Raw genomic sequence first — 25,287 nt, 5'->3', positions numbered from 1 at the left:
ATGAGCGCGCTTTCCCTCAGCCGTTATCTTCCCGATTTTTCGACCCATCATATTGAGGATGAGGCGGTCGAGATTATTGCGGCGCCCGCGCCACCCAAGCCGCTGAAAGAAACTCCTCCGCCATATGTCGAGGGCGCTGAACCGAAGCGCCACGTTTCGCCTGAGAAGGCGGCCGCTAACGAGCAGGCGGAAGTTGCAGCCATTATTGCTGTGGAGGAAGAAAGGCGCGTGGCTTTTGAAGCGGGACGTGAGGACGGCCATGCGCAAGCGCAGGCGCTTTACGAGGCCGAGAAGGCACGGCTTGTGCGTGAGCATGAGACGGAGATCGAAACACTGCGCGCCGCGTTTTCGCGTGAGCAGGCTTTGTTGCTGGCAGGCAGCCTCACCGAAGCCTTGACCGCACTTGAGCGAAATTTTTCTGTCCAGATCGCCGAGATCTTGGGGCCTCTACTCGCGGGAAAATTGGAACGCGAGGCTGTCGCAGAATTTGCGCGGCGTATTGCGTCACTGGCGCTGGACGGCGAAGCACCGGAGATTTCCGGTCCGGCGCGACTGATTGCGCCGCTTCGGGATCATGCTGCCCTGTTGCCGTCAGGTTGCCGGTTTTCAGAAAACGCAGCAGACGAACTTTCCTTTTCCTTTGGCGAGCGAATGCTTGAAACGCGCCTCGCGCCGCTTCTTGAAGAATTGAAGGCTGCGGTTCAATGAGCATCGACCCCGAAACCAAACGTGAGATCGTCATTGTTCGCCGCGGCGGACATGACGACCATGACAGTCATCATGGCGGTGTGTGGAAGATCGCTTATGCCGACTTCATGACTGCCATGATGGCCTTTTTCCTTGTTATGTGGCTCATCAATGCCGCCAATGAGGAAACCAAGGCGGCGGTTGCCAGCTATTTCAACCCAGTCAAACTGATGGACCGCCATTCAAGTCCCAAGGGCGTGCAGGACGTTGAGGAGAAAGATGGCAAGGTTCGCTATGAAAGCGACCAGCAGATCGAAAACAGCACTAAGGTCATCAACGATACTACGGTTGCGCCGCCAAGCGAGCAGGAGGAGCGGCAGCTTTTCCGCGAACCTTATGCGGTCCTGTCGGAACTGGCTCATGAAACCGGTGTGTTGCAAAATCAGTCCGCAAAGGGCGACGGCGGCACATCGCAATCCGGACCCGCTACGGGCGCTGAGGGCGGCGAAGCCTATCGCGATCCGTTCAGCCCGGATTACTGGTCGAGCAAGGCCGTTGAAGATCTGACGCCGCCCGATGCTGCACCCGCCGCCCCATCCAAGCCTGAAACAACCCCGACGAAGTCCGAGGAGGCCCAAAAGCCTGCGGAAACGAAGGAACAGCTTATCGCCGATCTGAAGAAGGCGGCTGAAGGTGAAACCGCGACGGAAGGTACCGGGGTGAAGAAGGCCGAGCCAATGCCCGATGTTACAGTCGTTCCCGTCGAAGGCGGAGTGATGATCCAGCTAACTGACAAGGTCGACTATGGCATGTTCACCATCGGCTCGGCCAAGCCGGATGCCCGCGTAGTGCAAATGCTGGAGCGTATAGCGCAGGTCATCTCCCGTCAGCCCGGCGAAGTCATCATCAGCGGACACACCGATGCGCGCCCGTTCAAGAGCGCGACCTATGACAATTGGCGTCTGTCCTCGGCGCGTGCGCAGATGGCATACTACATGCTGGTTCGTGGCGGGCTTGACGAAAAGCGCGTGCTGCGTGTCGAAGGCTATGCCGACCGCCAGCCAAAGAATCCCAACGATCCGAATGCGGCTGAAAACCGCCGCATCGATATTTTCCTGAAGTCTGCTCCATGATGCAGCTCGCCATGCGCACTTTGCTGGCATGCGTTGCAGGCTTCTCCCTGCTGGGAGTGGTTTATCCGGCCATTGCGCAAACGCAGGCTCGGGCCGAGACGCGCGCGCTGCCGGTGCTGGAGCCTTACAAGCTCGTGCGGTCTTTACGCATGTTGCAGGATCAGGTCGTTGCCGGAAAGCCGGAAGCAGTCGTTATGCTGAACAAGCTTTTGGGGATTGTCAGCGCTGATATGGGGCGAGCGTCCAATGACGTCTGGAGCAATCCGGAAAATGTCTATGCGGCGATCATCTATCTCTTCAATGGCGGCAATCCGGACGCGGTGCGCAAGGTTCTGGCCGACCTGAAGTCGGATGCTGTGCCTCCAGAACTGGTGAAGGGCGCGCTCGCTTATGCTTCCGGCCAGACGATTGAGGTGGTGAAGCTTTTTTCGGTTCCGCTGTCATCTGACGTTCCGACGGAACTGAAGGCGTCGATTGTGCTCGTGACCGCCAGCCAGATGACAGCCTTCGATCCCGCGACGGCCTTGATACGGCTCGATCAGGTGCGGCTCGACGCGCCGGGTACCTTGTTCGAGGAAGCTGCGATCCGCCGATCTATGCCCATTGCAGCCAAGCTCGGTGACGCCGACAAGATCAGGCTTCTGTCGCGAAACTATCTCCAGCGCTTTCCCCGTTCGCCCTATATGCGAGATTTTATGGCGCAATTTGTCGATGCGGCGGTGAAACTCAACGACCGTATCGGTAATGCGGAACTGGCAAAGCTGATCGGATCTGCTGATCCTGTCATGCAATATTCGCTCTATCTGCAAATTGCGCGCGGTGCGCTTGTCGATGGACAGACGGAACGAGCGCGGTTCATGTCGGCTGAGGCGAAGAAACTTGCCGACAGACTGAAAGCCGACCCCACCCGCGCCAATCTCTATGCAGCTGCAAGCGATGTAGCATCAGATTCAGCGGGCAGCGCGCTTCGCGAGTTGTCACAGATTGCACCGGATAAACTACAGGAGCGGGACCGAAAGCTGCTGAAAGCCGCTGAAACGGTCGGCACGGTGGTTACCCGTACGCCGGACGCATTGCCGCCAGCAAAACCTGCCATCACCGAACGGGATGTGCCGCCGATGGCAGTGGCGGAATCGCGGAACCGCGAGGTGGAAACGCCCACACCAAACACGATTCCGAGCCCGATGGTAGTCAATCTGAAGCCAGTCAGGAACCAGCCGGAATACGACTTGCAGAAGACGATGGAAGATGCCCGGCGCAAACTCGCCGAGATCGATGCCCTGCTAGGAAAGACAGTTCAATGAGCATTGACATCCTGCCGAATTCCACCAGCCGACTTGCTTCGCTCACCCGGAATCCGGCTCTTCCTCAGCCGAAAGCTGAGGGAGAGGGGCAGGATAATACCGGTCTGACAAAATTGTTCAGTTCGCTTATCGAAAAGCCTCAGGGCAAGGTCGAAAAGAAGGATGAGAGCGAAGCCGAGGTTAGCGTGGACGGACCGGCAGCGAAGGATGAAGAGGAGGGTAAGCCGGTTGCAATTTTCGCGTTGCCACAAAATCTCCTTTCTTTGGCCGCTTCTTCACCTGATTTTAAGGGGGCAAATCACAATTTTGCCACTCGAAATCTCGCGGAAAACGACAAAAACGTCCCCGATCCGCTTTCTGCCTTAATTGTGGACGCAGGCCCAAAACAGGCCGATGAGCAAGGCGACGATGCGACGGCCGCGCACCGTGACCAGAAGAAGGGACCAGCCTCAAAGACATCTTCGGTCAGCACTGCAACCGTTCAGTCCGTGCCCCAGGATGTGCCGGATGCGATTGGCGATAAGCAAGCTGAAAGCGTTTCGGAGGACTTCGCCAGCCATCCGAAAGCAGATAGAGGACAGGTACAACAGCAGTCTGGTCAGATGCATGACAGAACCGACATCCAGCAGCAGCCAACCGCAAAAAGCAATATGCCTGCTGACGTCAAGGCGTCAGCCAGGCAATCACAGACCGCGGTCCGAATCGCCGACATTCAGGTGGTCTCCGAACGCAGCTTTGGCACGGTAAAGACCCTGCAGATCAGGCTTGATCCAGCGGAGCTGGGAGCGGTGACTGCTCGCATTCGCGTGGCGTCAGAAGGTGTTGAGGTGCATCTCGTTGCTGAAAAGGCAAATGCGGCGGAAGCGCTCGCTGCCGACCGGTCGATGATCGAGAAAGCGCTGAAAGCGACGGGCATCGCAGACGATGCGAAAATTTCGGTTACGGTTGCCGACCGTAATGCAGCAGGTGCCGTGCAGCAGGCTCAGGCATCGCAGAACACGGGTCAGCAACAGGCGAGTGGCCATCAAGCGGGGCAGCAGCAGGCTTTCAGCATGCAGCAGGGCTTTGACGGACGAAACGGCGCGCAGACGCAGGCGGGCTTTATGAGCGGCGAGGGCAGGCGAGATGGCGAATCCGGTCAGTCAGGACGCGAGCGTTCGGACATGCAAACCGCTCAGGATGGCGGGAACGGCCATTCTCGCAATGATAGTCGCAGCCGCGGTCTGGTTGTTTGACAGTAGCGCGGTCCGCGCCGAAAACATCTGCGAGCGTGAAATGCATCGGGCATCCGCACGCTACGACGTTCCGCTCGGCATCCTCTATGCGGTCGGTTTGACGGAAACCGGCCGCAAGAATTCCCTGCAACCCTATGCGATGAACATTGAAGGCCGGACCGAATTCATGCCGTCGCAGATGGCGGCGGTGAGACGCTTCGACGAGGTGCGGGCCGAAGGCGCGAAACTGATCGACCTTGGTTGCATGCAGATCAACTACTACTATCACGGCAAGGAATTTCCGTCGGTCGCTGCGATGCTGACGCCAAGCTTGAACGTCGACTATGCGGCTCGCTTTCTGCAGCAGCTTCGACAGCGTGAAGGCAACTGGACAATGGCTGTTGCACGCTATCATGCAGGACCAAATAACGACCCCGCCCAGAAGCGCTATGTCTGTCGCGTGATGACGAATATGGTTGCTACAGGCTTCGGAAACTGGACGCCACAAGCGCGCAGCTTCTGCTCCGGCTGAACAGGAGTCCCCCAAATTTTACAGGTTGTAACAGACCGTCAAGTGCAATCGCCGCAAAGGCGATCAACCTTTGATTGAAGTCGCTAGTGAGACTAATTTAGCGTATAGCTTTTTAAGCCCTTGTAAAGAATCGTAAAAGTTCGTGATCCATTAACATTTGGTTAAGGTTCTTACCTCTAAAGAGGTAGGTGCTTTGCAATCAGCGCGATTCCCTTTAAATTAGTAAACACTAAAATTGATCCCAATTTATTGCGGGCAATAAATTGCCATTGTTGCTGATTCCTTCCCCCAGTTATTGCTAACATGCTTGGGCTAACATATTGATTCGGAAGGCGGGCCGATGATTGTTGTCGTAGACGACAGAGATATAGTGACTGAAGGATACTCTTCCTGGTTCGGTCGCGAGGGCATCACGACAACGGGTTTTACCCCTACTGATTTCGATGAATGGGTGGAGAGCGTTCCACAACAGGATATCATGGCTGTCGAGGCGTTCCTGATCGGCGAATGTGCTGATCAGCATCGGCTTCCGGCCCGAATTCGTGAACGCTGCAAAGCGCCTGTGATCGCCGTGAACGATCGCCCGTCATTGGAGCATACGCTTGAATTATTTCAATCCGGGGTTGACGACGTCGTTCGCAAGCCGGTGCATGTTCGTGAGATTCTTGCGCGCATCAATGCAATTCGTCGCCGCGCAGGCGCGTCCGCCGCTTCCAACGACAGCGGCACCGAGCTTGGTCCGATACGTGTATTCTCCGATGGTCGCGATCCGCAGATCAACGGCATTGATTTTCCGCTGCCGCGCCGCGAGCGCCGAATCCTGGAATATTTGATCGCCAATCGTGGTCGCCGCCTGAACAAAGCGCAGATTTTCAGCGCGATCTATGGCATTTTCGACAGTGAAGTCGAAGAGAACGTCGTTGAAAGCCATATCAGCAAGTTGCGCAAGAAGCTGCGTGAGCAGATGGGTTTCGATCCGATCGATTCCAAGCGCTTCCTTGGCTATTGCATCAATATCGAGTGATATTGCTGCATCCTCCAGTGTTGTGATTTCGAGCATTTTACGAGTTTCTGAAATCGCGTCGGTCCCCCAGTAAAAGCGTAGAAAATCCAGAGGCTACAGTTTCACGCAAGCGTGGTCCGTTAGCTTTGCCGCGGATGAGTGGATCGCCGTGCCGATTCCGCCGCTCGGTTTTAAGAACTACAGCTTGAAAGTTTCCGTCTTCGAGCTGGTTGCTACAACTAATCAGGAGCTGCCAATGAGCCTCTACGGTATGATGCGGACCGGTGTTTCGGGAATGAACGCGCAGGCGAACCGCCTGTCGGCGGTTGCTGACAACATCGCGAATGCGAGCACCGTCGGTTACAAGCGTGCGGAAACCCAGTTTTCGTCGCTCGTGTTGCCCAGCACTGGCGGCCAGTATAATTCCGGCAGCGTTCTGACCAATGTTCGTTACGGCATTTCTGATCAGGGTGGCATTCGCTCCACCTCCTCCACGACCGACCTTGCCATCGACGGTAACGGCTATTTTGTTGTGCAGGGAGCAGATGGCTCGACCTTCCTGACACGCGCAGGTTCCTTCGTTCCCGACAAGAACGGCAATCTGGTCAATTCAGCCGGCTATTATCTGCTGGGCGCAGGCCCGAACGATCCCGCTGGCGCGCTGACAATGGCAGGCTTGAACATTATCAATGTCAACAGCGCCGCACTTCCGCCGGAGGCGAGTACCTCGGGTAATTTCACGGTTAATTTGCCGTCTACCGATCAGATTCCGGCAGCGGGCGAGTTCAATCACAAAACGTCGCTGATCTCCTATAATGACAAGGGCGAGAAGATCACGCTCGATGTCTATTTCACCAAAACCGGCGCAGATGAATGGAGCGTCACGGTCAAGAACGCTGCCGATGATGCAGTGGTCGGCGGCCCGACGACGCTGACGTTCGATCCGACGACGGGCGATATGACATCTGCCGGTGGCATCGCGGTCGATCTTGGCCCATATGGCGGCCAGAATCTCAACCTCAATCTGGGTGCATCCACGCAGCGTGCCGGTGATTATACAATCTCGCAGGCGCAGATTAACGGTCAGGCGCCATCTTCGGTCAAGGGCGTGGATGTGGCCAATGACGGTTCGGTCGTCGCCATCTATGAGAACGGCACACAGAAGGTCCTGGCGCGCATTCCGCTCGCCAATGTGGCAAGTCCCGATCGCATGACGGTCGTCAGCGGCAACGTGTTCCTGCCCAGCGCGGAATCTGGCGATGTCCGCCTCGGTTTCCCGCAGAGCGAAGGCATGGGCAAGGTCATGTCCGGCACATTGGAAGAATCCAATGCCGATATCGCGCAGGAACTGACCGAGATGATTGAGGCGCAGCGTAGTTATACGGCCAATTCGAAAGTCTTCCAGACCGGCTCGGAACTGATGGACGTGCTGGTCAATCTGAAAAGATAAGTTGGCGCAGTTCCGGGCAGGCTGAAGAAGCCTTTCCCGGAACTGCTGCAAATCCGGTCCGTTCGGGCAACAGGCGGCGGACCGGGCGTGTGGGGCAGTTTCGTTGAAACGAATGACGGGACCTGTTCCAGGCAGTTGTTTCAGCCGTGTTTCCAAGGGGCGTGCTGCTTTACGCCCCGACTGGAAATACACTACTAGGATGGGGTAAGATGTCGCTTAGTTCTGCTCTTCTGACGGCCAAAAGTTCGCTTGCGGCAACGTCCAAGCAGACCTCCGTTGTCTCTCGCAATATTGCGGGGGCCAATGATCCAGATTATTCCCGGCGCACCGCGTCTCTTGTATCGGGGCCTTACGGCTCCCTTTACGTGGGGATCAGCCGGTCGGCGGATGAAGCTTTGTTCAACAAGTTCATCCAGTCAAACAGCACGGCCTCTTCTTCTTCCATTCTCGCAGGCGGGCTTGACCGCCTTTCTTCGCTTTATTCGGCAGACAATTATTCCGGTTCGCCTTCGGCCCTGATCGGCGATCTGCGCGATGCGCTCCAGACCTATGCGGCGTCGCCTTCCAATAGCGCACTTGGCGACAGTGTTGTTTCCACGGCGCAATCGCTTGCCAATGCGCTCAACGCCGGAACCAAGCAGGTTCAATCCCTTCGTAACGACGCCGACCGCGAAATCGCGGATTCCGTTGCTAACATCAATGATCTTCTTGCCAAGTTTGAAAAGGTCAATCAGGAGATCGTCGGCGGCACGCGCGCCAATCGCGATGTCTCCGATTATATGGATCAGCGTGACTCGCTCCTGAAGCAGCTTTCTGGCGAGATCGGTATTACCACGATGATGCGCGGCGACAATGACATGGTCATTTTCGCTGAAAACGGCGTGACGCTGTTCGAGACGACGGCGCGCAAGGTGAGTTTCGAGCAATCGACGGTGCTGGCGCCGGGTATTGCGGGCAAGGCGGTGCTGGTGGATGGCGTGCCGCTCAACCACGAAACCTTCGACCAGCCTTATGGAACGGGCCGATTGAGCGGATTGCTGCAATTGCGCGACCAGATTGCCCCACAATACCAGATGCAGCTTGACGAAATTGCGCGCACCCTGGTGACGGTGTTCGCCGAAAGCGACCAGACTGGCGTTGGTGCGGACAAGACGGGACTATTCGGTTGGGCGGGCTCACCCGATGTTCCCGGTACGGGTATCTCGGCTGGCATTGCAGGGACTATCAACGTGTCTTCGGCCTTCGTTGCATCGGAAGGCGGCAGCCCGCTGCTTCTGCGGGATGGTGGGGCGAACGGACCTGACTACAAATACAATAACGAAGGCGGCGCAGGTTTCAGCGATCGCCTGCGTGCGCTCAACGAAGCATTTTCTGAACCGATGGCCTTCAATTCGGTCGCGGGTCTGGCAACGAGTTCCAGCCTGACAGACTACAGTTCATCGTCGATTAGCTGGCTCGAAGGCAAGCGTCAGAAAGCCAACAGCGAATTCTCCTATAATGCGACGATTGCCGGTCAGGCAGATGCAGCCCTTTCCAACGCCAACGGCGTCAATATGGACACAGAAATGGCGCTGCTTCTGGATCTTGAACATTCCTATCAGGCATCGAGCCGGGTTCTGACCACGGTCAGCGCAATGCTCGACGATCTTCTCAACGCGGTGTGAGGCCAATGAAAGCGCAATCGATTTCCACCTATGGCGCAACGTCAGCCCTGCGGGCACTTGTGGCGAAGAACAAGGCCGAAATGTTGAAGGCGCAGCAGGAAGCCACCACGGGAACCGTATTCGATGTCGGCTTGTCGCTCGGCTCCAAATCCGGCCAGACCATATCGTTGCGCAAGGAATATGATCGTCTGAGCGTGCTCACAGATATGAATAAGCTGGTGCAGCAGCGCATGAATGCCACGCAGACTGCCACAGGCACGATCATAGAGGACATGCAGAATTTTCTGGGCGACTTGACCGGCGCGAACAATGCCGCTGAAAGTGCTGCAACGGTGGCAAAATCGGCAAAATCCATTCTCAGTTCCGTCACCGGCCTGCTTAACACCAGCTATAATGGCGAGTATATCTTTGCCGGCGTGAACACCGATGTGAAGCCGGTTGCCGACTATACCGAAGGCAGCGCCGCGCAGACGGCGGTGCGTCAGGCGTTTCAGACGCATTTCGGCTTCGCCATCGACGATCCGCAGGTGGCGGACATTACCGGCGATGAGATGAGAGCCTTTCTGGAAGGCGATTTCGCCGACGAGTTCAACGACGCTAATTGGGCCGCAAACTGGTCGGATGCCTCGGACACAGTCATCAAGAGTCGGATTTCACCGACCGAAACGGCAAATACATCGATTTCCGCCAATGCAGATGGCTTCCGCAAGACCATCATGTCGGCGGTCATGGTGGCCGAATTTGCAACCATCGGCCTCAACAACTCGGCTTTCGGAGCCTTGACTGAACAGGCGTTGCAGACCACGACGACGGCGATCACCGAAACGACGTCGGAGCAGACAACGCTTGGTCTGGCGCAATCGCGCACGCAGGCTGCAACAACGCGCATCGCCGCGCAGCAGAAGATACTGAACCAGTCCGTACTCAATCTTGAGGAGGTCGATCCCTACGAAGCGGCGACACGCGTCAACGCATTGAAGACGCAGATCGAGACTTCCTATTCGCTGACGGTTCAGCTGCAGAATATGAGCCTGCTCAACTATCTCCGATAGTTGAGATGAAATCAGGACGGACGCAGCATGATGCGAGCCCGTCCAACTGGTACTGATAGACGGAGACACCATGTATCAGATGCGCTACGAAGATGTCATGAATGACGATATGGCGAGCGCCAAGGAACGGGAACGGGCATTGTTCGACCGTTCCATCGCAATGCTCGAGGCGGCGAAGGCGAACGGTAGCGGCTCTCGAGAGGCGATCGACGCGACCTATTTCACGACGAAGCTCTGGACCACGATCATCGATGATCTGGGGTCGGAGGAAAATGTGCTGCCGAAGGAACTGAAGGCCGCGATCATTTCCGTCGGTATTTTCGTGCTGAAGGAAATCGAGCGTATCCGCCAGGGCGAGAGCAACGATTACGCCACGCTGATCGAGATCACGCAGTCGATCCGGGACGGGCTTTGATATGACCCCGAACGGAAAGCCGGCCATTCGCCTTTCGCTGCGTGCGGGCGAAAGAATCTTCATCAACGGCGCGGTGCTGAAAGCGGATCGCAAAGTTTCGCTCGAGCTCCTGAACGATGCAACTTTTCTTCTCGAAAACCACGTTCTCCAGCCGGAAGACACGACAACGCCGCTACGCCAGCTTTATTTTGCGGCGCAGATGATGCTGATCGAACCGGCCATGCGCGAAAAGGCCCATGCCACTTTCGCGCAGATGCTGAAGGGCATGTTCTCGACGTTCAAGGATGCGGAAATCCTGAATGCGCTGAAGCTGGTTGACGAACTGGTTCATAACGGGCGTGTTTTCGAGGCGCTGAAGACCATTCGCGTGCAATACCCACGCGAGGCCGAACTGATGGCCCATGAAAGCCCGGCTTTGCCCGTAACGGCACCCCGGAAATCTGTGGAGGCAAACCCATGACCACGACACCGCCGGTTGGCACGAACACGACGAACAACAGCTCAACGAACAACAGCAGCTCTGCGGCCAACAAGGCAAGCGTCGACTACAACTCCTTCCTGAAGCTTCTGGTGACCCAGATGCAGAACCAGGATCCGACCCAGCCAATGGACGCGACGCAGTATGTTTCGCAGCTTGCGACCTTCTCCAATGTCGAGCAAGCCGTTCAGATGAACAGCAAGCTCGAAACACTGATCGCCAACACGTCGCTGACGCAGGCCGAAGGCTGGATCGGTCGCACGCTGACAAACGCCGATGGCAGCATATCGGGCGTCGTCAAATCCGTCACCATTCAGTCCAACGGCATGCTGGCGGAACTGGAGGACGGGAAGACGCTGATGATCGGCGCTGGCGTCAAGATCAGCTAGGAACTGATGCGGTGAACGAGGCCGACGCACTCGATATTGTCAATTCTGCGATCTGGACCGTGCTTATGGCAAGCGGCCCGGCGGTGCTTGCTGCCATGCTTGCAGGCATCGGCATCGCGCTTTTTCAGGCGCTGACGCAGATTCAGGAAATGACCTTGACCTTCGTGCCGAAGATCATCGTCATTTTCGTCGTGCTGGCTTTGACAGCGCCTTTTGTCGGCGCACAGATCAACTCTTTCACGCTGCTTGTCTACTCCCGAATCGAGAAGGGCTTCTGACGCGCAGCCCTCGCGCAAGCTTCGCAAGCTAGGGTCCGTTCCGAAACAGGAGACGGATGTGCAGCAGGCAGCGGCTAAACCCTTTATGAAAAGTGGATTTTTAACCGGCAGCGATATGGGGCTGGCGGTTGGCATCATCATCATCCTGACGGTGCTTTTCCTTCCCGTTCCGGCTGTCGTGCTGGATATCGGCCTGGCGTTCTCGATCGCCTTTTCTGTCTTGATCCTGATGGTAGCGCTCTGGATTCAACGCCCGCTGGACTTTTCCGCCTTTCCGACGGTGCTGCTCATCGCCACCATGATGCGATTGTCGCTGAACATCGCGACGACGCGCGTAATTCTTACCCACGGCAATGAAGGCTATCTCGCCGCCGGTCACGTGATCCATGGCTTCTCGCAGTTTGTGATGGGCGGTGATTTTGTCATCGGCCTTGTCGTTTTCTGCATTCTCATCATCGTCAACTTCCTCGTCATCACCAAGGGTGCGACACGTATCGCGGAAGTGGGCGCGCGCTTCACCCTCGACGCCATTCCCGGCAAGCAGATGGCCATCGATGCCGATCTTTCGTCGGGCCTGATCGATGAAAAGGAAGCGCAGCGCCGCCGTCGCGAGCTGGAAGAGGAAAGCTCCTTCTTCGGCTCCATGGACGGTGCGTCGAAATTCGTGCGCGGCGACGCGATTGCAGGTCTCATCATCACCGCCGTCAATATTTTTGGCGGCATTATCATCGGCGCCACGCGCCACGGCATGGATATTTCACAAGCGGCCGATGTCTTTACCAAACTTTCGGTTGGCGATGGTCTGGTCACGCAGATCCCGGCCCTGATCGTCTCGCTCGCCGCCGGTCTTCTGGTGTCGAAGGGTGGTACACGCGGTTCTGCCGATCAGGCGATCTTCGGCCAGTTGGGAGCCTATCCGAAAGCATTGCTGGTGGCGGCAATGCTGCTCTTCGTTCTTGGCATCATGCCGGGCTTGCCCGCTTTTCCATTCTTCATGCTGGGTGGCGCAATGGCTTTCGTCGGCATTGCCGTGCCTCGTCGACAAGCGCGCCAGCGCGAGGCGGAAGCCACGGAAGCCGACAAGAAGCAGCGCGAGGCAGAAGAGCAGGAGCGCAATTCCGTCAAGGCGTCGCTGGAAACCAACCAGATCGAGCTTTGCCTCGGCAAGCAGCTTTCCGCCCGCCTGATCGCATCGCAGCAGGAACTGGCGCACCGAGTCAACAAGATGCGCCGCAAGTTCGCACAGGAATACGGTTTCGTTATCCCCGAAATCAAGGTCACGGACGACATCGCGCTTCCGCCGAAAAGCTACCGCATCAAGATTCACGGCACGGCTGTCGCCAGCCACGAGTTGCGTGTCGGCGAAACGCTCGTCGTGCTGGGTGACCGCCCGATACCAGCCGTTCCGGGCGAGGAAGTGCGTGAACCGGCCTTCGGTATGCGCGCTTATTCTGTCCCGGAAACCTTCGCATCGGACCTGCGCCGCGACGGCTACATGACAGTTGATAATCTCTCTGTGTTGCTGACGCATTTGAGCGAGATCGTCCGCAACAATCTGGCCCAGCTTCTTTCCTACAAGGATATGCGCATTCTGCTGGACCGTCTCGGCTCCGAATATCGCAAGCTTCTGGAAGATATCTGCCCGTCGCATATTTCCTATTCGGGCCTGCAGGCGGTGTTGAAGCTGTTGCTTGCCGAACGCATCTCCATCCGTAACCTGCATCTGATCCTTGAAGCGATTGCGGAGATCGCGCCGCTTGTCCGCCGCCCGGAGATGATCGTGGAACATGTCCGTATGCGTATGGCGCAGCAGATTTGCGGCGATCTTTCCGATAATGGCGTGTTGAACGTGCTGCGTCTTGGCAATCGCTGGGATCTGGTCTTTCACCAGAGCCTCAAGCGAGACGCCAAGGGTGAAATCGTCGAGTTCGACATCGATCCACGCTTGCTGGAGCAGTTCGGCACGGAAGCTTCCACCGTAATTCGCAAGCATTTCGACAATGGAGAGCGTTTCGTTCTGGTTTCCTCGCCGGAAGCACGACCATACATTCGCATGATTATCGAGCGTCTGTTCGCCACCTTGCCTGTCCTGTCCCATGTCGAAATCGCACGTGGCGTGGAGGTGAAGTCGCTCGGGGCCATTTCGTAGGAGAACAGCGTTCTTCGATCGTTCTGTTCCTTCGAGACGGTTCCCTTTGCTGTGCTCAGGGCACATCCTCAGGATGAGTGGGGTGCCGATTGGAGATGCCTTTGTGACAGTGTTCAGGGTGCGCATCCGCGAGGTGGGGACCTGGTGGCGATGACCCTCTGTCCGGGCTTAGGGGGGTAGCTCAGTACGAAGGGAACAGTTTCGAAGGAAGAGGAGAGTAGTTATTGCTTCATACGCGGAAAGGGGCCTAAGTGCCGATCGCGCAACTGCCGCTCAATGAAATCATTCTGGCTGCCATTCTGGCATTCTGTCGCGTCGGCGCGTGCCTGATGCTGATGCCGGGACTTTCGAGCGCGCGCATTCCGTTGCAGGTCAGGCTCTACATCGCATTGGCCTGTTCATTCGCGGTTCTGCCGCTGGTGCTGCAGCGTATCGTGACCGTTGTCGATGCCGGGCAGCCATGGACCCTGTTTCGCCTGATGGCCAGCGAAATGTTCGTCGGGGCCATTATCGGTATTCTGGCGCATATCTATTTCTGGGCGCTGCAATTCATGGCCAGCACGATGGCCGTGTCTGTCGGTTATTCCGGTTCTCCTGCCGATGCCATCACGGAAAGCGAACCGCAGGCAACGCTTGCAACTATCGTCACTTTTAGCGCCCTGTTCCTGTTCTTCATCACCGACATGCATCTGGAAATCTTCCGGGCGCTGCTCAACTCCTATGTGGCCATACCGGTTGACGGGCAGTTCCGCCCCGATGCGGCAATGATCGATTTCACCGATGCTCTTTCGGCGGCCTTTCTTGCAACGCTGCGCATTGCAGCACCGTTCATTGTCTTTGCAATTCTCGTCAATTTTGCCATTGGCCTGATCAACAAGCTGACGCCGGCCATACCGGTTTACTTTGTATCGATGCCATTCGTTTTGGGGGGCGGGCTGCTGGTAATCTATTTCATCCTGCCGGAAATCCTGCGCTTCTTCACCAACGAAACCGCGACGCAGTTGCGTGAGCTGTTTTGAGTCTGACTATGAAAAACCCGCGTAATCTCAAGAAGCTGATTGAACTGCAGAAGCTCGGTAGCGCCCGGCTGGAGCAGGCTCTTGCCGCAGCCAACGCACGCAAGAACGCGCTGGATGATGAGCGGGAGGCGCTCATCGCCATGCAGGATCGCCGCTATGATGGCGATGCGCTCAATATCGACCCGTCGCTGCTCATCAAGCGCCTTGGAACCAACGCCGCCGAATCACAGCAGCTCGGGCAGCGGCTCGAATCGCAACGCAAGGCACTTTTGCAGGAACAAAGACGTGTTGGGTTGCTGGAGAACCGTCTGACGGATGCTGAAAGCGATCGCGAACGGCGCGAACTTTCCAGCCTGATCGAGGAATTTATTAGCCGGAAAACGACAAACCGGTCGCAAAACCTTGATTGACCCAAAATCGAGGCTGAACGCACGCACAAGTTTCAGTCAAGTTTGACCCATTATGGTGCAAGTAACAAAGCGCATCCCAAAAGCGCGAAGCGGCTTTTGGATAAGATGCGCGGCGGAGCTAACCATTGGAGCGCCGATCTGATGCAATCAGATCGAAACACGCTCTGAAGCAAGGAGTGGTGCATGGCGATCAACCCGCCGTCAGATCTGGTGATGGACGTGGCGCGTGCAGCCGATCCGCAAGCCTATCGCATGGCGGCGGAACGGTTGAGAGCGCCATCCGCATCCGGGACCATGATGGCGTCTGCCGCCGGTGATGGGTTAACGCGGGATAACTTCGCCAGCTTTTCCGACAGCCTTGCGGCTGGGGTCAACGTGCGACCGGAGGTACAGAACGTGGCCAATCCGGCCTACCGCAAGTTTGAAGCCTTCATGCTGCAATCCTTCGTGCAGTCAATGTTCACCAGTGACACGCCCGCGACCTTCGGGAAGGGGATTGCCGGTGAATACTGGAAGTCCATGATGGCGGAAGCCATGGCAAACAAGATGGCGGATAGTGGCGGTGTCGGCATTGCCAGGCTGCTTGAGGAGCAGGCGGCGCGCAACAGGCGGACAGACGCGCCGACGACGATGGCGTTTGGAGACGTTGTCGACGATCTGGGAGGAAGTGTGAGCCAGAACGGCGTATCGAAGGGCATTGTGCATGGCTTTGAACGCAGGCTGATTCAAAAGCAACTGGAGCATGTCTCCCGAAAATGGGACCCGGTTTCGGGGTAAAGACATGCCTGAAAGTAAAGAGGTAGAGCGGTTCTGACCGCTCCGTTCTACCGGAACCGCGCAACAACAGCGAAATGGATAGCGCGAGGCTTATCGGCCTTTAATGACAAGCGCCCGCCATGCTTCATATTTGAGGACCCCAAAATGACAGAGACAAGCTCTGAGAACAGCCTGACGCCAGAGGATTCGCACATCGTCACTGTCACGAGCGAACCGGCTCAGGTGCTGGCAGAGGAGCCAGCCGAGAACCCCACATTGAAGCCGGTCGTGCGAGCTATCCTTCGCCTCGAGGATGTCATCGATACGGAAACACGCCTTCTGCTGGAAGGCGGCAATCCCGATCTGGCGGAAATCAACTCCCGCAAGAGCCGCGGGCTGTATGACTTCAACAAAGCGATCAAGAAAGCGGCCAGCGTTGCCGAACCGGCGACGATGAAGCGGCTCCAGCCGTTGCTCGACGGGTTGAAGCAGAAGCTGGAGAAGAATTGCGAAGCGCTGCAACTGCATCTGCGTGCCGTGGGCGAGCTGGCGGACCTCATTCGTGGTGCGCTGGAAACGCAGGACGCTGACGGCACCTACAGCATGCAGAGCGTGAGGCTCGGGCAAGCACGATGATCCGTATCGTTCTCATCGGTCTGTGGATCTGCGTCGTCGCCTTCGGTTCGCTTTTCATGGCGGTCCGCCAGAAGACTTCGTCTTCGGGAGAGGCGCAGGTTACAGCCGGTGGATTTGGCGGCGTGGATTACGTCAAGACGGATGTGATGAGTGTTCCGATCATCTCGAACGGCAATGTCGCCGGTTATGTGGTGACGCAGCTTGTCTATACGGTGGATTCGAACATTCGCAAGAAGCTGACCGTGCCGCTCGAATTCTTCATCAGCGATGAAATCTTCCGCAAGTTTTATGGCAGCTATTCGGATACGAAAGAGGTCGAGAAGGTAAGCTTCGAGGATGTGCGCGCCTCGATCATCACAGATCTGAACGCGCGGTTTCCAGAGCCGGTCATCAAGGACCTTCTGGTCGAGCAGTTCAACTATATTTCAGCGGAAGAAATCCGCGCCATGAATATGCGCGGAACACCTGCACCGACTGCTCCGGCCAAACAGTCTTCAGAAAAGCAGGCCAGCGCGCAGCCGGTCAGTCACAGCGAATAATATTTGCCTGAAAGCTGGGCGAGACGCTCTTCGTCCAGTGGTGTGACCGCCGGGTCAGACACAAGTTCCACACCCATTTCGCGACCATTGCGCCAGGCAACCCGGGCCAGAAGCGCGCGGGCGTAATAATCATCGAACAGCCAGAAGCGCTCCGGCAGGGTCGGTACTTCAACAGTTCGGAGCTTGGCGCCGTGGGGTGCGATATCGCTGAACTGGCATTCAATGATAAACCGTCCGTCGAGGCCCACAATCTTACCAGAGCGCAGCCTCGTACGCTGCCTCTCTTCTCTGCGACGTTCATGCGATGGCTTAACACGTGCCATATCAAAATCTTACCTGCTATTCCCCACTGCATCGGCGTGAAAATCGGAAACGATTTTCAGAAAGCACGATGCGCAGTTTCCCTAGACTAATCTAGCAGGTTTCGATTGCGGATGCGTTACTTTTTAACCGGGGACCCTTCGGACATGGTTACCTTGAACAGGTTGTGGTCTGTTTGAGCATGATCTTTTTCCCGCGAAGGCGTTTCCCACTTTGGGTGTGCGACTCTAGTGCTCGCCGCAGGCTTCGCAGGTGCCGCGCAGCTCCAGTGTCGTCTTGCGCGATTTGAAACCGTTCTGAAGGCTCCATGCGCCGACGAGATTCTCTATCGCTGCGTCTGAGAATTCCGTCACCTGACCGCATTTTTCGCAAATCGCGAAAGCCACGAGCCCTTGCTGATGGCATTGCGGGTGGGCGCAGGCAACGAAGGCGTTGAGGCTTTCGAGGCGATGAATGAGGCCGTAGTCGAGCAGTTTTTCCAGTGCGCGATAGACCTGCAGCGGGGCGCGGAAACCGTCGTCGCGCAACTGGTCGAGGATCGTATAGGCGCTGAGCGGTCCTTCAGCCTTGGACAAGACGTCAAAAACCAGTGTCTGATTGCGGGTCAGCTCCTGAGAGGCGTGATGATGATGGGTGCTCATTGTCCAGCGATCCGTTTCGGTGATGCCTGTTCCCTTTTATGTAGGGGTAGCAGGCTCAGAATGAAAATGGCAAGCGCCGCGACCACAATCGATGGACCGGAGGGCGTGTCGAAATGAATGGAACCATAAAGTCCGCCTATGACCCCGGCGGCCCCGATCAGCGAGGCTAGAATGGCCATTTGCTCGGGTGTGGAGGAAAAGCGGCGTGCTGTCGCTGCCGGAATGATCAGCAGCGATGTAATCAATAGAATACCGACGATCTTCATCGCAATTGCGATGACAATGGCAAGCAGCAGCATGAAAACAATGCGGGACACTGCCGGGCTCATGCCTTCGGCGCGGGCAATATCCTCGCTGACAGTGGCAGCGAGGAAAGGGCGCCATAGCCAGGCCAGAACGGCGAGCACAAGCAAGCCGCCGCCATAGATGAAGGCGATGTCCATCCGCGAGACGGCCAGAATATCGCCGAACAGAAACGACATCAGGTCGACACGCACCCATGTCATGAAGGCGATGAGGACGAGACCAAGCGACAGCGTGGCATGGGACAGGATGCCGAGGAGCGAATCCGCCGACAATGTATGCCGACGCTGCAAAAGCAGCAGAATGGCGGAAATCGCCACGGCGACGGCAAACACGCCGATCATCAGATTGATGTCGAAAACAAGCGCCAGCGCCACGCCAAGCAGGGCGGAATGCGCCATGGTGTCGCCGAAATAGGCCATGCGCCGCCAGACAATAAAGCAGCCGAGCGGTCCTGTCGTTAGCGCCAGTCCGACACCGGCGATGATGGCGCGAGTGAAAAAATCGTCAAGCACGCGGCGCGCTCCCTTCGTGATGATGGAGTTCGTGTTCATGTTCATGCTCATGATGATGGCCATCATCGGCGTGGCAGTGATCCGTTACGGAACCGTCGGCATGCAGCACGCGCCCGTCGGGCAGATGCGTGTGATCATGGCGATGCTCATAAACGGCAAGAGGCCCGACGGCCCGGCTGCCGAAAAGCCTCATATATTCAGGACTTGCCGTCACATCGCGCGGCGTCCCGCTACAGCATACATGACCGTTGAGGCAGATGACGCGGTCGGTCGCCGCCATGACGAGATGCAGGTCGTGCGAAATCAAGAGCACGCCGCAGCCTGTATCGTCGCGCAGCTTCGCGATCAGTTCGTAGAGAGCGGCTTCGCCGGAGAAGTCGACGCCCTGCACTGGTTCATCCAGCACCATAAGGTCCGGTTTGCGAGCAAGCGCGCGCGCCATCAGCGCCCGCTGGAATTCTCCGCCCGACAGGTTGGCAATCTCGGCCTTTGCAAGGTGTGGGATGCCCACTACTTCCAATGCCGTCTCAATATCCTTGCGCGACAGAGGTCCTGTCAGGGTCATCAGGCGCTCAACCGAAAGCGGCAGCGTACGGTCGATATTGATCTTCTGCGGCACATAGCCGATGCGCAGGCCTCGCGCATGGATCACGCTGCCTTCGTCGGGCTTCAGGATGCGCAGCGCCATTTTGGCGGCGGTGCTCTTGCCCGCGCCATTCGGACCGATCAGGGTAACGATCTCCCCGCGTTCCACTCCAAGGTCGACATTGCGCACAAGCCAGCGCCCGTCGCGATAGACGCCAGCATCTTTCAGTTCGATCAATGTTTCCCGCGCCTTTTCGGCGGGGAGGGCGGTCTTCCTGCTCATCTGTTTGGGGCTTTCACTGCCTGTATGTTCTTGTCCCACACACGGATCATCCGCCGCTGTGATTTTTCCAGAATGGGGGTTGCCTCACCTTATGGCAGACGTTATAGCATAACGCAACTTACGTAATAAAATAACATATCAATTGAATATGGTGCCCTTCTCCAATCGTACAAGAGAGAGACTATGAAACATCTCCGCTCCCTTCTCCTCGCCTCAGCATTTCTGGCCGGTACGGCAAATGTCTCGCTTGCCGCAGAACGCGACGGCGTCGTGGTGTCGATCAAGCCCCTCCATTCCATCGTTTCCGCAGTCATGCAGGGCGTGGGTGAGCCGAAACTGATCGTTCAGGGGGCTGGTTCTGAACATGTCTACAGCCTGAAGCCCTCTGATGCGGAAGCAATCGAACATGCCAAGGTGATTTTCTGGGCTGGTCCGTCCATGGAAACCTTCCTTGACAAGCCTATCGATACGCTTGGCGATGGCGCGAAGATTGTCGCGCTTGGTGAGGCAGACGGACTGACCAAGCTGAAGTTCCGCGAAGGCGGCCCGTTTGAAGCGCATGACCACGGACATGAAGGTCACGACCATGGTGCCGAGGGTCATGATCATGGGGATGATGACAAGAAGGGCCACGATCACGCCACCGAAGCTTCGGAAGACGGGCATAACCATCACCATGGTGACGGTGAATATGATCTGCATTTTTGGCTAGACCCACAGAACGGCAAGGTTCTGGCCGCGGATATTGCGAAGACGCTGAGCGAAAGCGACCCGAAACACGCCGCGCAATATGAAAAGAATGCCAAGAACTATGGCGAGAAGATCGACGCGCTGACCAAGGAAATCGCCAGCGAACTGGAGCCGGTGAAGGGCAAGCCGTTTATCGTCTTCCACGACGCCTACCAGTATTTTGAAAATCGCTTCGGTGTGACGGCGGCTGGATCGATCACGGTCAGCCCCGAAAAGGCACCGGGCGCTGCGCGCATCAAGGAAATCCACGAGAAGATCAAATCGCTTGGCGCAACCTGCGTGTTTTCCGAGCCGCAGTTCGAGCCGAAGCTTGTGAATACAGTTATCGACGGGACGGACGCCAAAACCGGTGTTCTCGATCCTCTGGGCGCGGAATTGAAGGATGGTCCTGATCTTTATCCGCAACTTATCCGAAATCTGGCGGATTCGCTGAAAAGCTGTCTGTCGAAATAGCGGCGGCGGCCGCCGTCGTTTGCTGGGTGCCAACGCATCCCAGAAGGCGGCTGCAATGTGCCGGGCTGTATTGTACCGACAGCCCGGCACTTTGAAATGATCCTGATTTGATTGAAACGGACCGGAATCCGATTCTTTCATTTTGATACGCTCATGGGCGGCTCTGACCGCCTATTTTCACCGCAATATCTGCAATGATATAACATTAAAGGAGAAGAGGATGGCGAGCTTTTTGAAGGCGCTTCACGCCAGTGCCGTTTTGTCGTTTCTTGCTCCCGCAATTGCGGGTGCGCACGGTATCTGGATTGCCGAGCGCCACGGAATACAGGCTGTCGTTTATGGCCATGGTGCAAGCGATGAAGCCTATGATCCGCAGAAGCTGAAGACGGTGAAGGCGAAGAACGTAGACGGCAAGGAGGTCGCCGTCGAGATCGTGCGAAAGGAAGATCATGCTCTGCTGCGCGTACCCAAGGACGCAGTCGTGGTCAGCGGCACGTTCGACAATGGCTTCTGGGCTGAGGGTCCTGACGGCAAATGGGTCAACAAGCCGAAATCGGAAGTTCCGGGCGCAAGGCAGTCCAGCCAGAGCCAGAAGTTTGCCGTCGCGATTCTGGACCATCTGCGCAAAAAACCAGAGCCCCAAGGCATGCCTTTCGAAATCGTTCCGTTGATGGATCCGACAATATTGAAGGCGGGCAATGAGCTTCCTGTGCAGGTCCTGTTTGACGGGAAACCTGTGGAAGGCGTCGAGGTTGCGGCGGATTATGTCAATGACAGCCATGCAGCACCGGTGAAGACCGACGCGGAGGGCATCGCCAGGATCAATATCCGCAACGCTGGCCTCAATGTTGTTGGGGCGGGTTATTCCAAGCCGTTGTCCGATTCAAAGGAAGCTGACAAGCTCAGCTATTTCACCACGCTGACCTTCAATCTCGATCACCACCATCACGATTGACCGCATCCGGTTTAGAGCGCGTTTCAATCAGGCCGACGCTCTAACTGTTTGTTTCAACGCGCAACCCGAAAGCCGTTTCATACTTTTCGGGTTGTGCTCCAAGCAAGGAACGGAGTCATGAGAAAGAGACTGCCTGTTACGGTCCTGTCCGGTTTCCTCGGGGCCGGGAAGACAACACTGCTCAATCACGTGCTCAATAATCGCGACAACCGCCGCGTCGCGGTGATCGTCAATGATATGAGCGAAGTGAATATCGATGCTGCCCTGGTTCGTGAAGGCGGCGCCAACCTCTCCCGCACGGATGAACAATTGGTCGAAATGACCAATGGCTGCATCTGCTGCACATTGCGCGATGATCTGCTGAAGGAAGTTTCGCAACTGGCTGCTCAGGGGCGCTTTGATTATCTCCTCATCGAATCGACCGGCATAGCCGAGCCGCTGCCGGTCGCCGCCACGTTCGAGTTTCGTGACGAGAAGGGCAGCAGTCTTTCCGATGTTGCACGGCTCGACACGATGGTGACGGTTGTGGATGCCGCCAATCTGCTGAAGGACTATGCGTCGAGTGACTTTCTGCGCGATCGTGGTGAGTCGCTTGGGGAGGGGGACGAGCGCACGCTTGTCGATCTTCTGGTCGAACAGATCGAGTTCGCCGACGTTGTTGTGTTGAACAAGATATCGACCGCTTCTGAAGAAGAGCGTGATCTGGCTTGTAAGGTCATACGCTCGCTCAATCCCGATGCACGCATTGAGGAGGTGGATTTCGGCAAAGTACCGCTCGAAGCCATACTGGACACAAAGCGCTTCGACTTCAACAAGGCGCATGAGCATCCGCTTTGGTACAAGGAGCTGCACGGGTTCGCCTCGCATACGCCGGAGACCGAGGAATATGGCGTGCGCTCGTTTGTCTATCGGGCGCGGCGTCCGTTCGATCCAGAAAGGTTCCAGTCGTTTATCGACAAGGGCTGGCCGGGTGTCGTGCGGGCAAAAGGTTTTTTCTGGCTGGCAACCCGTCCGGATTTTGTCGGTGAAATCAGTCAGGCGGGCGCGTTGGTGCGCACGGGAAAAAGAGGGCGCTGGTGGTCATCCGTGCCGAAGCAATACTGGCCGGAAGAACCGGAGTGGCAGCGCGCCATGGAGCCATATTTCCATAAGGTTTGGGGCGACCGGCGTCAGGAAATCGTTTTCATAGGTGTCGATCCAATGCAGGAGGACGCGCTTGTCGGTGAACTGGATCAATGTCTTCTTGAGGAAGAGGACTTCGTGCCCGAGCGCTGGTCGGGGCTGAAAGATCCGTTCCCCAACTGGTCGGCAGCCGCCGCCTGAGACCTATTCAGACAGTGAGGCCATATCTATGGCCTTGCTGTCAGCCAGTGTCCGATGATCCAGAACGCTGGCTATCGCTTCGCGTACATCAAGCATCATGTGGCGCACCTCGCATTCGTCCTCATCGCAATCGTCGCAAGGGCGATAGTCTGTCTTGCTGGCGCAGGCGATGGGGGCAAGCGCGCCGTCGAGTGCGCGAATAATATTGCCGATGGCGATTTCGTTGGCCGGACGGGCCAGGCAGAAGCCGCCGCCTTTGCCCTTGCGGCTCAGAACGAAACCGGCATTGCGAAGCTCGGTGAAGATATTATCGAGAAACTTGCGCGGTATATGGTGTTTTTCGGCGATCTCGCTGGCTGAAACCAGTTGCCCATCCGTAACGCCCGCCAGATGCACCATGGCTTTCAGGCCATACTTGCCTTTTTTAGTCAGCATGCCACCCCTGTGGGGCATTTCCTCTGGGAGCGGAAACCGGTTTCCGTCTGGAAATGCATGAAAAGAATACACCAAACACACCGCCAGCTTGAACTGACGTTGCTTCGCAAGATCAGGCTGAATGTCTGCGACCGCCTGTATATAAGAAATTAGGGGGTAAACCGGTCTGCGACAAGTCTTTTTGCGGCCAAAGCATCGCACATTCATAGCCGCAGCGTCTTGATATGCCCTGGCGGTCAGTCTCGTCTGTTCGCTAGCAAGGCAAGCGACAATGCTCCCTGTAACGCATCGCCAAGCGCGGGTTGAAAGCATTCATGATGCGGCAGAAATGGCAGCGTCGCATAGGACGAGGCGAGACCTCCCGTCAGACTGAACCGGCCAAGCGTTTCTATGCCGAGGCGATCGAGACCAAGGGCAATATAAGAACAGGCGTGTTTCAGGATCGAAAGACCAAGCGCATCGCCGTTATGCGCATAGTCGAAAACGATGGGAGCGAAGGTGGCATAGTCAGCGGCCGTTGCCGTGCGCGAGAAGGTGATGATCTGGCGTAGTTCACCGCCGAACCGTGCCAGCACGGCATCGGTAAGTGCCGTAGGCGCGGCCATGCCGTCCAGAGCCAGCAGCGCCTTCTCGAGCAGTTCACGGCCAAGACGCGCGGCGCCTGCATGGTCGCTCAGCATGAAGCCGCGCCCGCCCACTATCTCGAATACACTTTCTTGTCTTTTAACGAAGGCAGAGCCGGTGCCGAGTATGACGATAGCACCGTCTTCCGGACCGAGCGCACCTTGCAGGGCGGTAACAGCGTCGGAAACGATCTTCGTCCTGGCGAAGGGGAAGCTCTGTTCCAAGCGATCCGTGTCGGGAAGTGAGTTAGCGCCTGCGAGCCCAAGCACGGCGCAGGTCTCATTCAATACAGAGACATCCAGTCCTGCGTCGTGCGCTGCCAGTGCCGCCGCGCGCATGACATTATCCAGAGCCGTTGCCGGGGCGGCGCCGATATTGGCGGGACCGCTTGCGCCTCGGCCTACGGGATCGCCATTGCCGTCGGCAAGCAACGCCCGGCATCCTGTGCCGCCGCCATCGACTGCCAGAATATAAGGCATAGGCTTCATGCTTGTTCGTTCCATTGTCATGTCAACCGTCACGGAAACGTCGCAACCGCTCGAATCGCCATCTTTTCGCAGTTGAAATCTGGTTAAAAAGGACCATCTTGGCTGTGGAAAGAAAAATCCTGAATTTTTTACGAAAGGTCGTTGACAGTTTTGTTTAGTGGGGTCTATATGGCGCCACAACGATGGCGGCGACGCTGCTAGCGGCAGGTTGATGCGTCCATGTTGTTGGTTGAAAGGGTTGGGTTTATACTTGGCTTGAGTAGATTTTTCGCATTGACGGGGCTTTTGTTCTGTTGATGTGTGGAGAAAAGAACGGCGATTAAGTTTGTGATTTTCTTCAAAAAAACGGGTTGACATGCTGAACGGTGTGGACTAGATACCCGGCACCGCTGAGACGGAGCGCAGACGAGATTGAGACTTGAGGGCCGGATGGTTCGGATGGTTTTGAGAGATTGGTTGCGGGGCGTTTGGCGGGAGAGTTTTTGACGGTTTGAGATCGTCTG

At 56.7% G+C, this 25,287-nt stretch carries 28 protein-coding genes; 22 read left to right on the top strand and 6 right to left on the bottom strand.

From position 1 onward, the window contains the following. The 19 genes from FJQ48_RS18410 (at position 1) to FJQ48_RS18320 (ending at position 17,108) form a co-directional block, all read left to right on the top strand. On the top strand, positions 1-708 hold the full coding sequence (locus tag FJQ48_RS18410; RefSeq protein ID WP_139976408.1) for a hypothetical protein: 708 nt from the start codon (positions 1-3) through the stop codon (positions 706-708). Next, on the top strand, positions 705-1,820 hold the full coding sequence (locus tag FJQ48_RS18405; protein WP_139976407.1) for a flagellar motor protein MotB: 1,116 nt from the start codon (positions 705-707) through the stop codon (positions 1,818-1,820). The genes FJQ48_RS18410 and FJQ48_RS18405 overlap by 4 nt, the downstream gene beginning before the upstream one ends. After that, on the top strand, positions 1,817-3,124 hold the full coding sequence (locus FJQ48_RS18400; RefSeq protein WP_139976406.1) for a chemotaxis protein: 1,308 nt from the start codon (positions 1,817-1,819) through the stop codon (positions 3,122-3,124). The genes FJQ48_RS18405 and FJQ48_RS18400 overlap by 4 nt, the downstream gene beginning before the upstream one ends. Further along, positions 3,121-4,359 (top strand): flagellar hook-length control protein FliK, encoded by a 1,239-nt coding sequence (locus tag FJQ48_RS18395; protein WP_139976405.1) that lies wholly within the window; start codon positions 3,121-3,123, stop codon positions 4,357-4,359. The genes FJQ48_RS18400 and FJQ48_RS18395 overlap by 4 nt, the downstream gene beginning before the upstream one ends. Next, entirely contained in the window at positions 4,328-4,870 is a 543-nt protein-coding gene (locus FJQ48_RS18390) for a transglycosylase SLT domain-containing protein (protein ID WP_139976404.1), read from the top strand. The genes FJQ48_RS18395 and FJQ48_RS18390 overlap by 32 nt, the downstream gene beginning before the upstream one ends. Before the next feature lie 340 nt (positions 4,871-5,210). Then, positions 5,211-5,894 carry a response regulator transcription factor gene (locus tag FJQ48_RS18385; RefSeq protein WP_010660744.1) on the top strand — a complete coding sequence of 228 codons (684 nt, stop codon included), beginning with the start codon at positions 5,211-5,213 and terminating at the stop codon, positions 5,892-5,894. 235 nt (positions 5,895-6,129) lie between these two features. Further along, positions 6,130-7,323, top strand: a complete 1,194-nt coding sequence (locus tag FJQ48_RS18380; RefSeq protein ID WP_139976403.1) for a flagellar hook protein FlgE — start codon at positions 6,130-6,132, stop codon at positions 7,321-7,323. 209 nt (positions 7,324-7,532) lie between these two features. After that, positions 7,533-8,987, top strand: coding sequence for a flagellar hook-associated protein FlgK (gene flgK, locus FJQ48_RS18375; protein ID WP_139976402.1), 1,455 nt, complete (start codon positions 7,533-7,535; stop codon positions 8,985-8,987). A gap of 5 nt (positions 8,988-8,992) precedes the next feature. Further along, positions 8,993-10,039 (top strand): flagellar hook-associated family protein, encoded by a 1,047-nt coding sequence (locus tag FJQ48_RS18370; protein ID WP_139976401.1) that lies wholly within the window; start codon positions 8,993-8,995, stop codon positions 10,037-10,039. 70 nt (positions 10,040-10,109) lie between these two features. Further along, positions 10,110-10,454: a flagellar biosynthesis regulator FlaF gene (flaF, locus tag FJQ48_RS18365; protein ID WP_010660748.1), complete on the top strand. Its 345-nt coding sequence runs from the start codon at positions 10,110-10,112 to the stop codon at positions 10,452-10,454. A 1-nt stretch (position 10,455) separates the two neighbouring features. Further along, the gene (gene flbT / locus FJQ48_RS18360) at positions 10,456-10,914 is read left to right on the top strand and encodes a flagellar biosynthesis repressor FlbT (protein WP_139976400.1); all 459 of its coding nucleotides are present in this window, start codon (positions 10,456-10,458) and stop codon (positions 10,912-10,914) included. Further along, positions 10,911-11,321, top strand: coding sequence for a flagellar hook assembly protein FlgD (gene flgD / locus FJQ48_RS18355; RefSeq protein ID WP_139976399.1), 411 nt, complete (start codon positions 10,911-10,913; stop codon positions 11,319-11,321). The genes flbT and flgD overlap by 4 nt, the downstream gene beginning before the upstream one ends. An 11-nt stretch (positions 11,322-11,332) precedes the next feature. Further along, complete coding sequence (gene fliQ, locus FJQ48_RS18350; RefSeq protein ID WP_139976398.1) at positions 11,333-11,599, top strand: flagellar biosynthesis protein FliQ; 267 nt, start codon at positions 11,333-11,335, stop codon at positions 11,597-11,599. An 85-nt stretch (positions 11,600-11,684) separates the two neighbouring features. Then, positions 11,685-13,748 (top strand): flagellar biosynthesis protein FlhA, encoded by a 2,064-nt coding sequence (gene flhA, locus FJQ48_RS18345; RefSeq protein WP_180350267.1) that lies wholly within the window; start codon positions 11,685-11,687, stop codon positions 13,746-13,748. Positions 13,749-13,999: 251 nt separating this feature from the next. Continuing rightward, positions 14,000-14,767, top strand: a complete 768-nt coding sequence (gene fliR, locus FJQ48_RS18340) for a flagellar biosynthetic protein FliR (RefSeq protein WP_139976396.1) — start codon at positions 14,000-14,002, stop codon at positions 14,765-14,767. An 8-nt stretch (positions 14,768-14,775) separates the two neighbouring features. After that, positions 14,776-15,177: a hypothetical protein gene (locus FJQ48_RS18335; RefSeq protein ID WP_139976395.1), complete on the top strand. Its 402-nt coding sequence runs from the start codon at positions 14,776-14,778 to the stop codon at positions 15,175-15,177. A 183-nt stretch (positions 15,178-15,360) separates the two neighbouring features. Next, positions 15,361-15,954: a rod-binding protein gene (locus FJQ48_RS18330; RefSeq protein WP_139976394.1), complete on the top strand. Its 594-nt coding sequence runs from the start codon at positions 15,361-15,363 to the stop codon at positions 15,952-15,954. A 144-nt stretch (positions 15,955-16,098) separates the two neighbouring features. After that, positions 16,099-16,569 (top strand): flagellar protein FlgN, encoded by a 471-nt coding sequence (locus FJQ48_RS18325; RefSeq protein WP_139976393.1) that lies wholly within the window; start codon positions 16,099-16,101, stop codon positions 16,567-16,569. Beyond that, positions 16,566-17,108 carry a hypothetical protein gene (locus FJQ48_RS18320; protein ID WP_139976392.1) on the top strand — a complete coding sequence of 181 codons (543 nt, stop codon included), beginning with the start codon at positions 16,566-16,568 and terminating at the stop codon, positions 17,106-17,108. Before FJQ48_RS18325 ends, FJQ48_RS18320 begins: the two co-directional genes overlap by 4 nt. Here the strand turns inward: FJQ48_RS18320 and FJQ48_RS18315 are convergent. From FJQ48_RS18315 to FJQ48_RS18300, 4 genes are all read right to left on the bottom strand, one after another. Next, on the bottom strand, positions 17,096-17,431 hold the full coding sequence (locus FJQ48_RS18315; RefSeq protein WP_139976391.1) for a PilZ domain-containing protein: 336 nt from the start codon (positions 17,429-17,431) through the stop codon (positions 17,096-17,098). The two genes, FJQ48_RS18320 and FJQ48_RS18315, sit on opposite strands and share 13 nt — an antisense overlap. 225 nt (positions 17,432-17,656) lie before the next feature. Next, entirely contained in the window at positions 17,657-18,070 is a 414-nt protein-coding gene (locus FJQ48_RS18310) for a Fur family transcriptional regulator (protein ID WP_139976390.1), read from the bottom strand. Beyond that, positions 18,067-18,927: a zinc ABC transporter permease subunit ZnuB gene (znuB, locus tag FJQ48_RS18305; protein WP_139976389.1), complete on the bottom strand. Its 861-nt coding sequence runs from the start codon at positions 18,925-18,927 to the stop codon at positions 18,067-18,069. The genes FJQ48_RS18310 and znuB overlap by 4 nt, the downstream gene beginning before the upstream one ends. Next, positions 18,881-19,756 carry a metal ABC transporter ATP-binding protein gene (locus FJQ48_RS18300; RefSeq protein ID WP_139976388.1) on the bottom strand — a complete coding sequence of 292 codons (876 nt, stop codon included), beginning with the start codon at positions 19,754-19,756 and terminating at the stop codon, positions 18,881-18,883. Before FJQ48_RS18300 ends, znuB begins: the two co-directional genes overlap by 47 nt. Before the next feature lie 183 nt (positions 19,757-19,939). On the opposite strand from FJQ48_RS18300, the gene znuA reads away from it, so the two are divergent. From znuA to zigA, 3 genes are all read left to right on the top strand, one after another. Beyond that, entirely contained in the window at positions 19,940-20,959 is a 1,020-nt protein-coding gene (gene znuA / locus FJQ48_RS18295) for a zinc ABC transporter substrate-binding protein ZnuA (RefSeq protein WP_139976387.1), read from the top strand. Between the two features lie 220 nt (positions 20,960-21,179). After that, positions 21,180-21,914, top strand: a complete 735-nt coding sequence (locus tag FJQ48_RS18290; RefSeq protein ID WP_139976386.1) for a DUF4198 domain-containing protein — start codon at positions 21,180-21,182, stop codon at positions 21,912-21,914. A gap of 117 nt (positions 21,915-22,031) precedes the next feature. Continuing rightward, complete coding sequence (gene zigA / locus FJQ48_RS18285; protein WP_139976385.1) at positions 22,032-23,237, top strand: zinc metallochaperone GTPase ZigA; 1,206 nt, start codon at positions 22,032-22,034, stop codon at positions 23,235-23,237. A gap of 3 nt (positions 23,238-23,240) precedes the next feature. Here the strand turns inward: zigA and FJQ48_RS18280 are convergent, their stop codons facing one another. After that, positions 23,241-23,672, bottom strand: coding sequence for an Rrf2 family transcriptional regulator (locus FJQ48_RS18280; RefSeq protein ID WP_139976384.1), 432 nt, complete (start codon positions 23,670-23,672; stop codon positions 23,241-23,243). Positions 23,673-23,908: 236 nt separating this feature from the next. Next, entirely contained in the window at positions 23,909-24,775 is an 867-nt protein-coding gene (locus tag FJQ48_RS18275) for a BadF/BadG/BcrA/BcrD ATPase family protein (protein WP_139976758.1), read from the bottom strand. Between the last annotated feature and the right edge of the window lie 512 nt (positions 24,776-25,287).

The sequence above is a fragment of the Ochrobactrum sp. CGA5 genome (genome assembly GCF_006345815.1).
Classification (GTDB): Bacteria; Pseudomonadota; Alphaproteobacteria; order Rhizobiales; family Rhizobiaceae; genus Brucella.
This window is presented reverse-complemented; position numbering and strand designations above follow the sequence as displayed.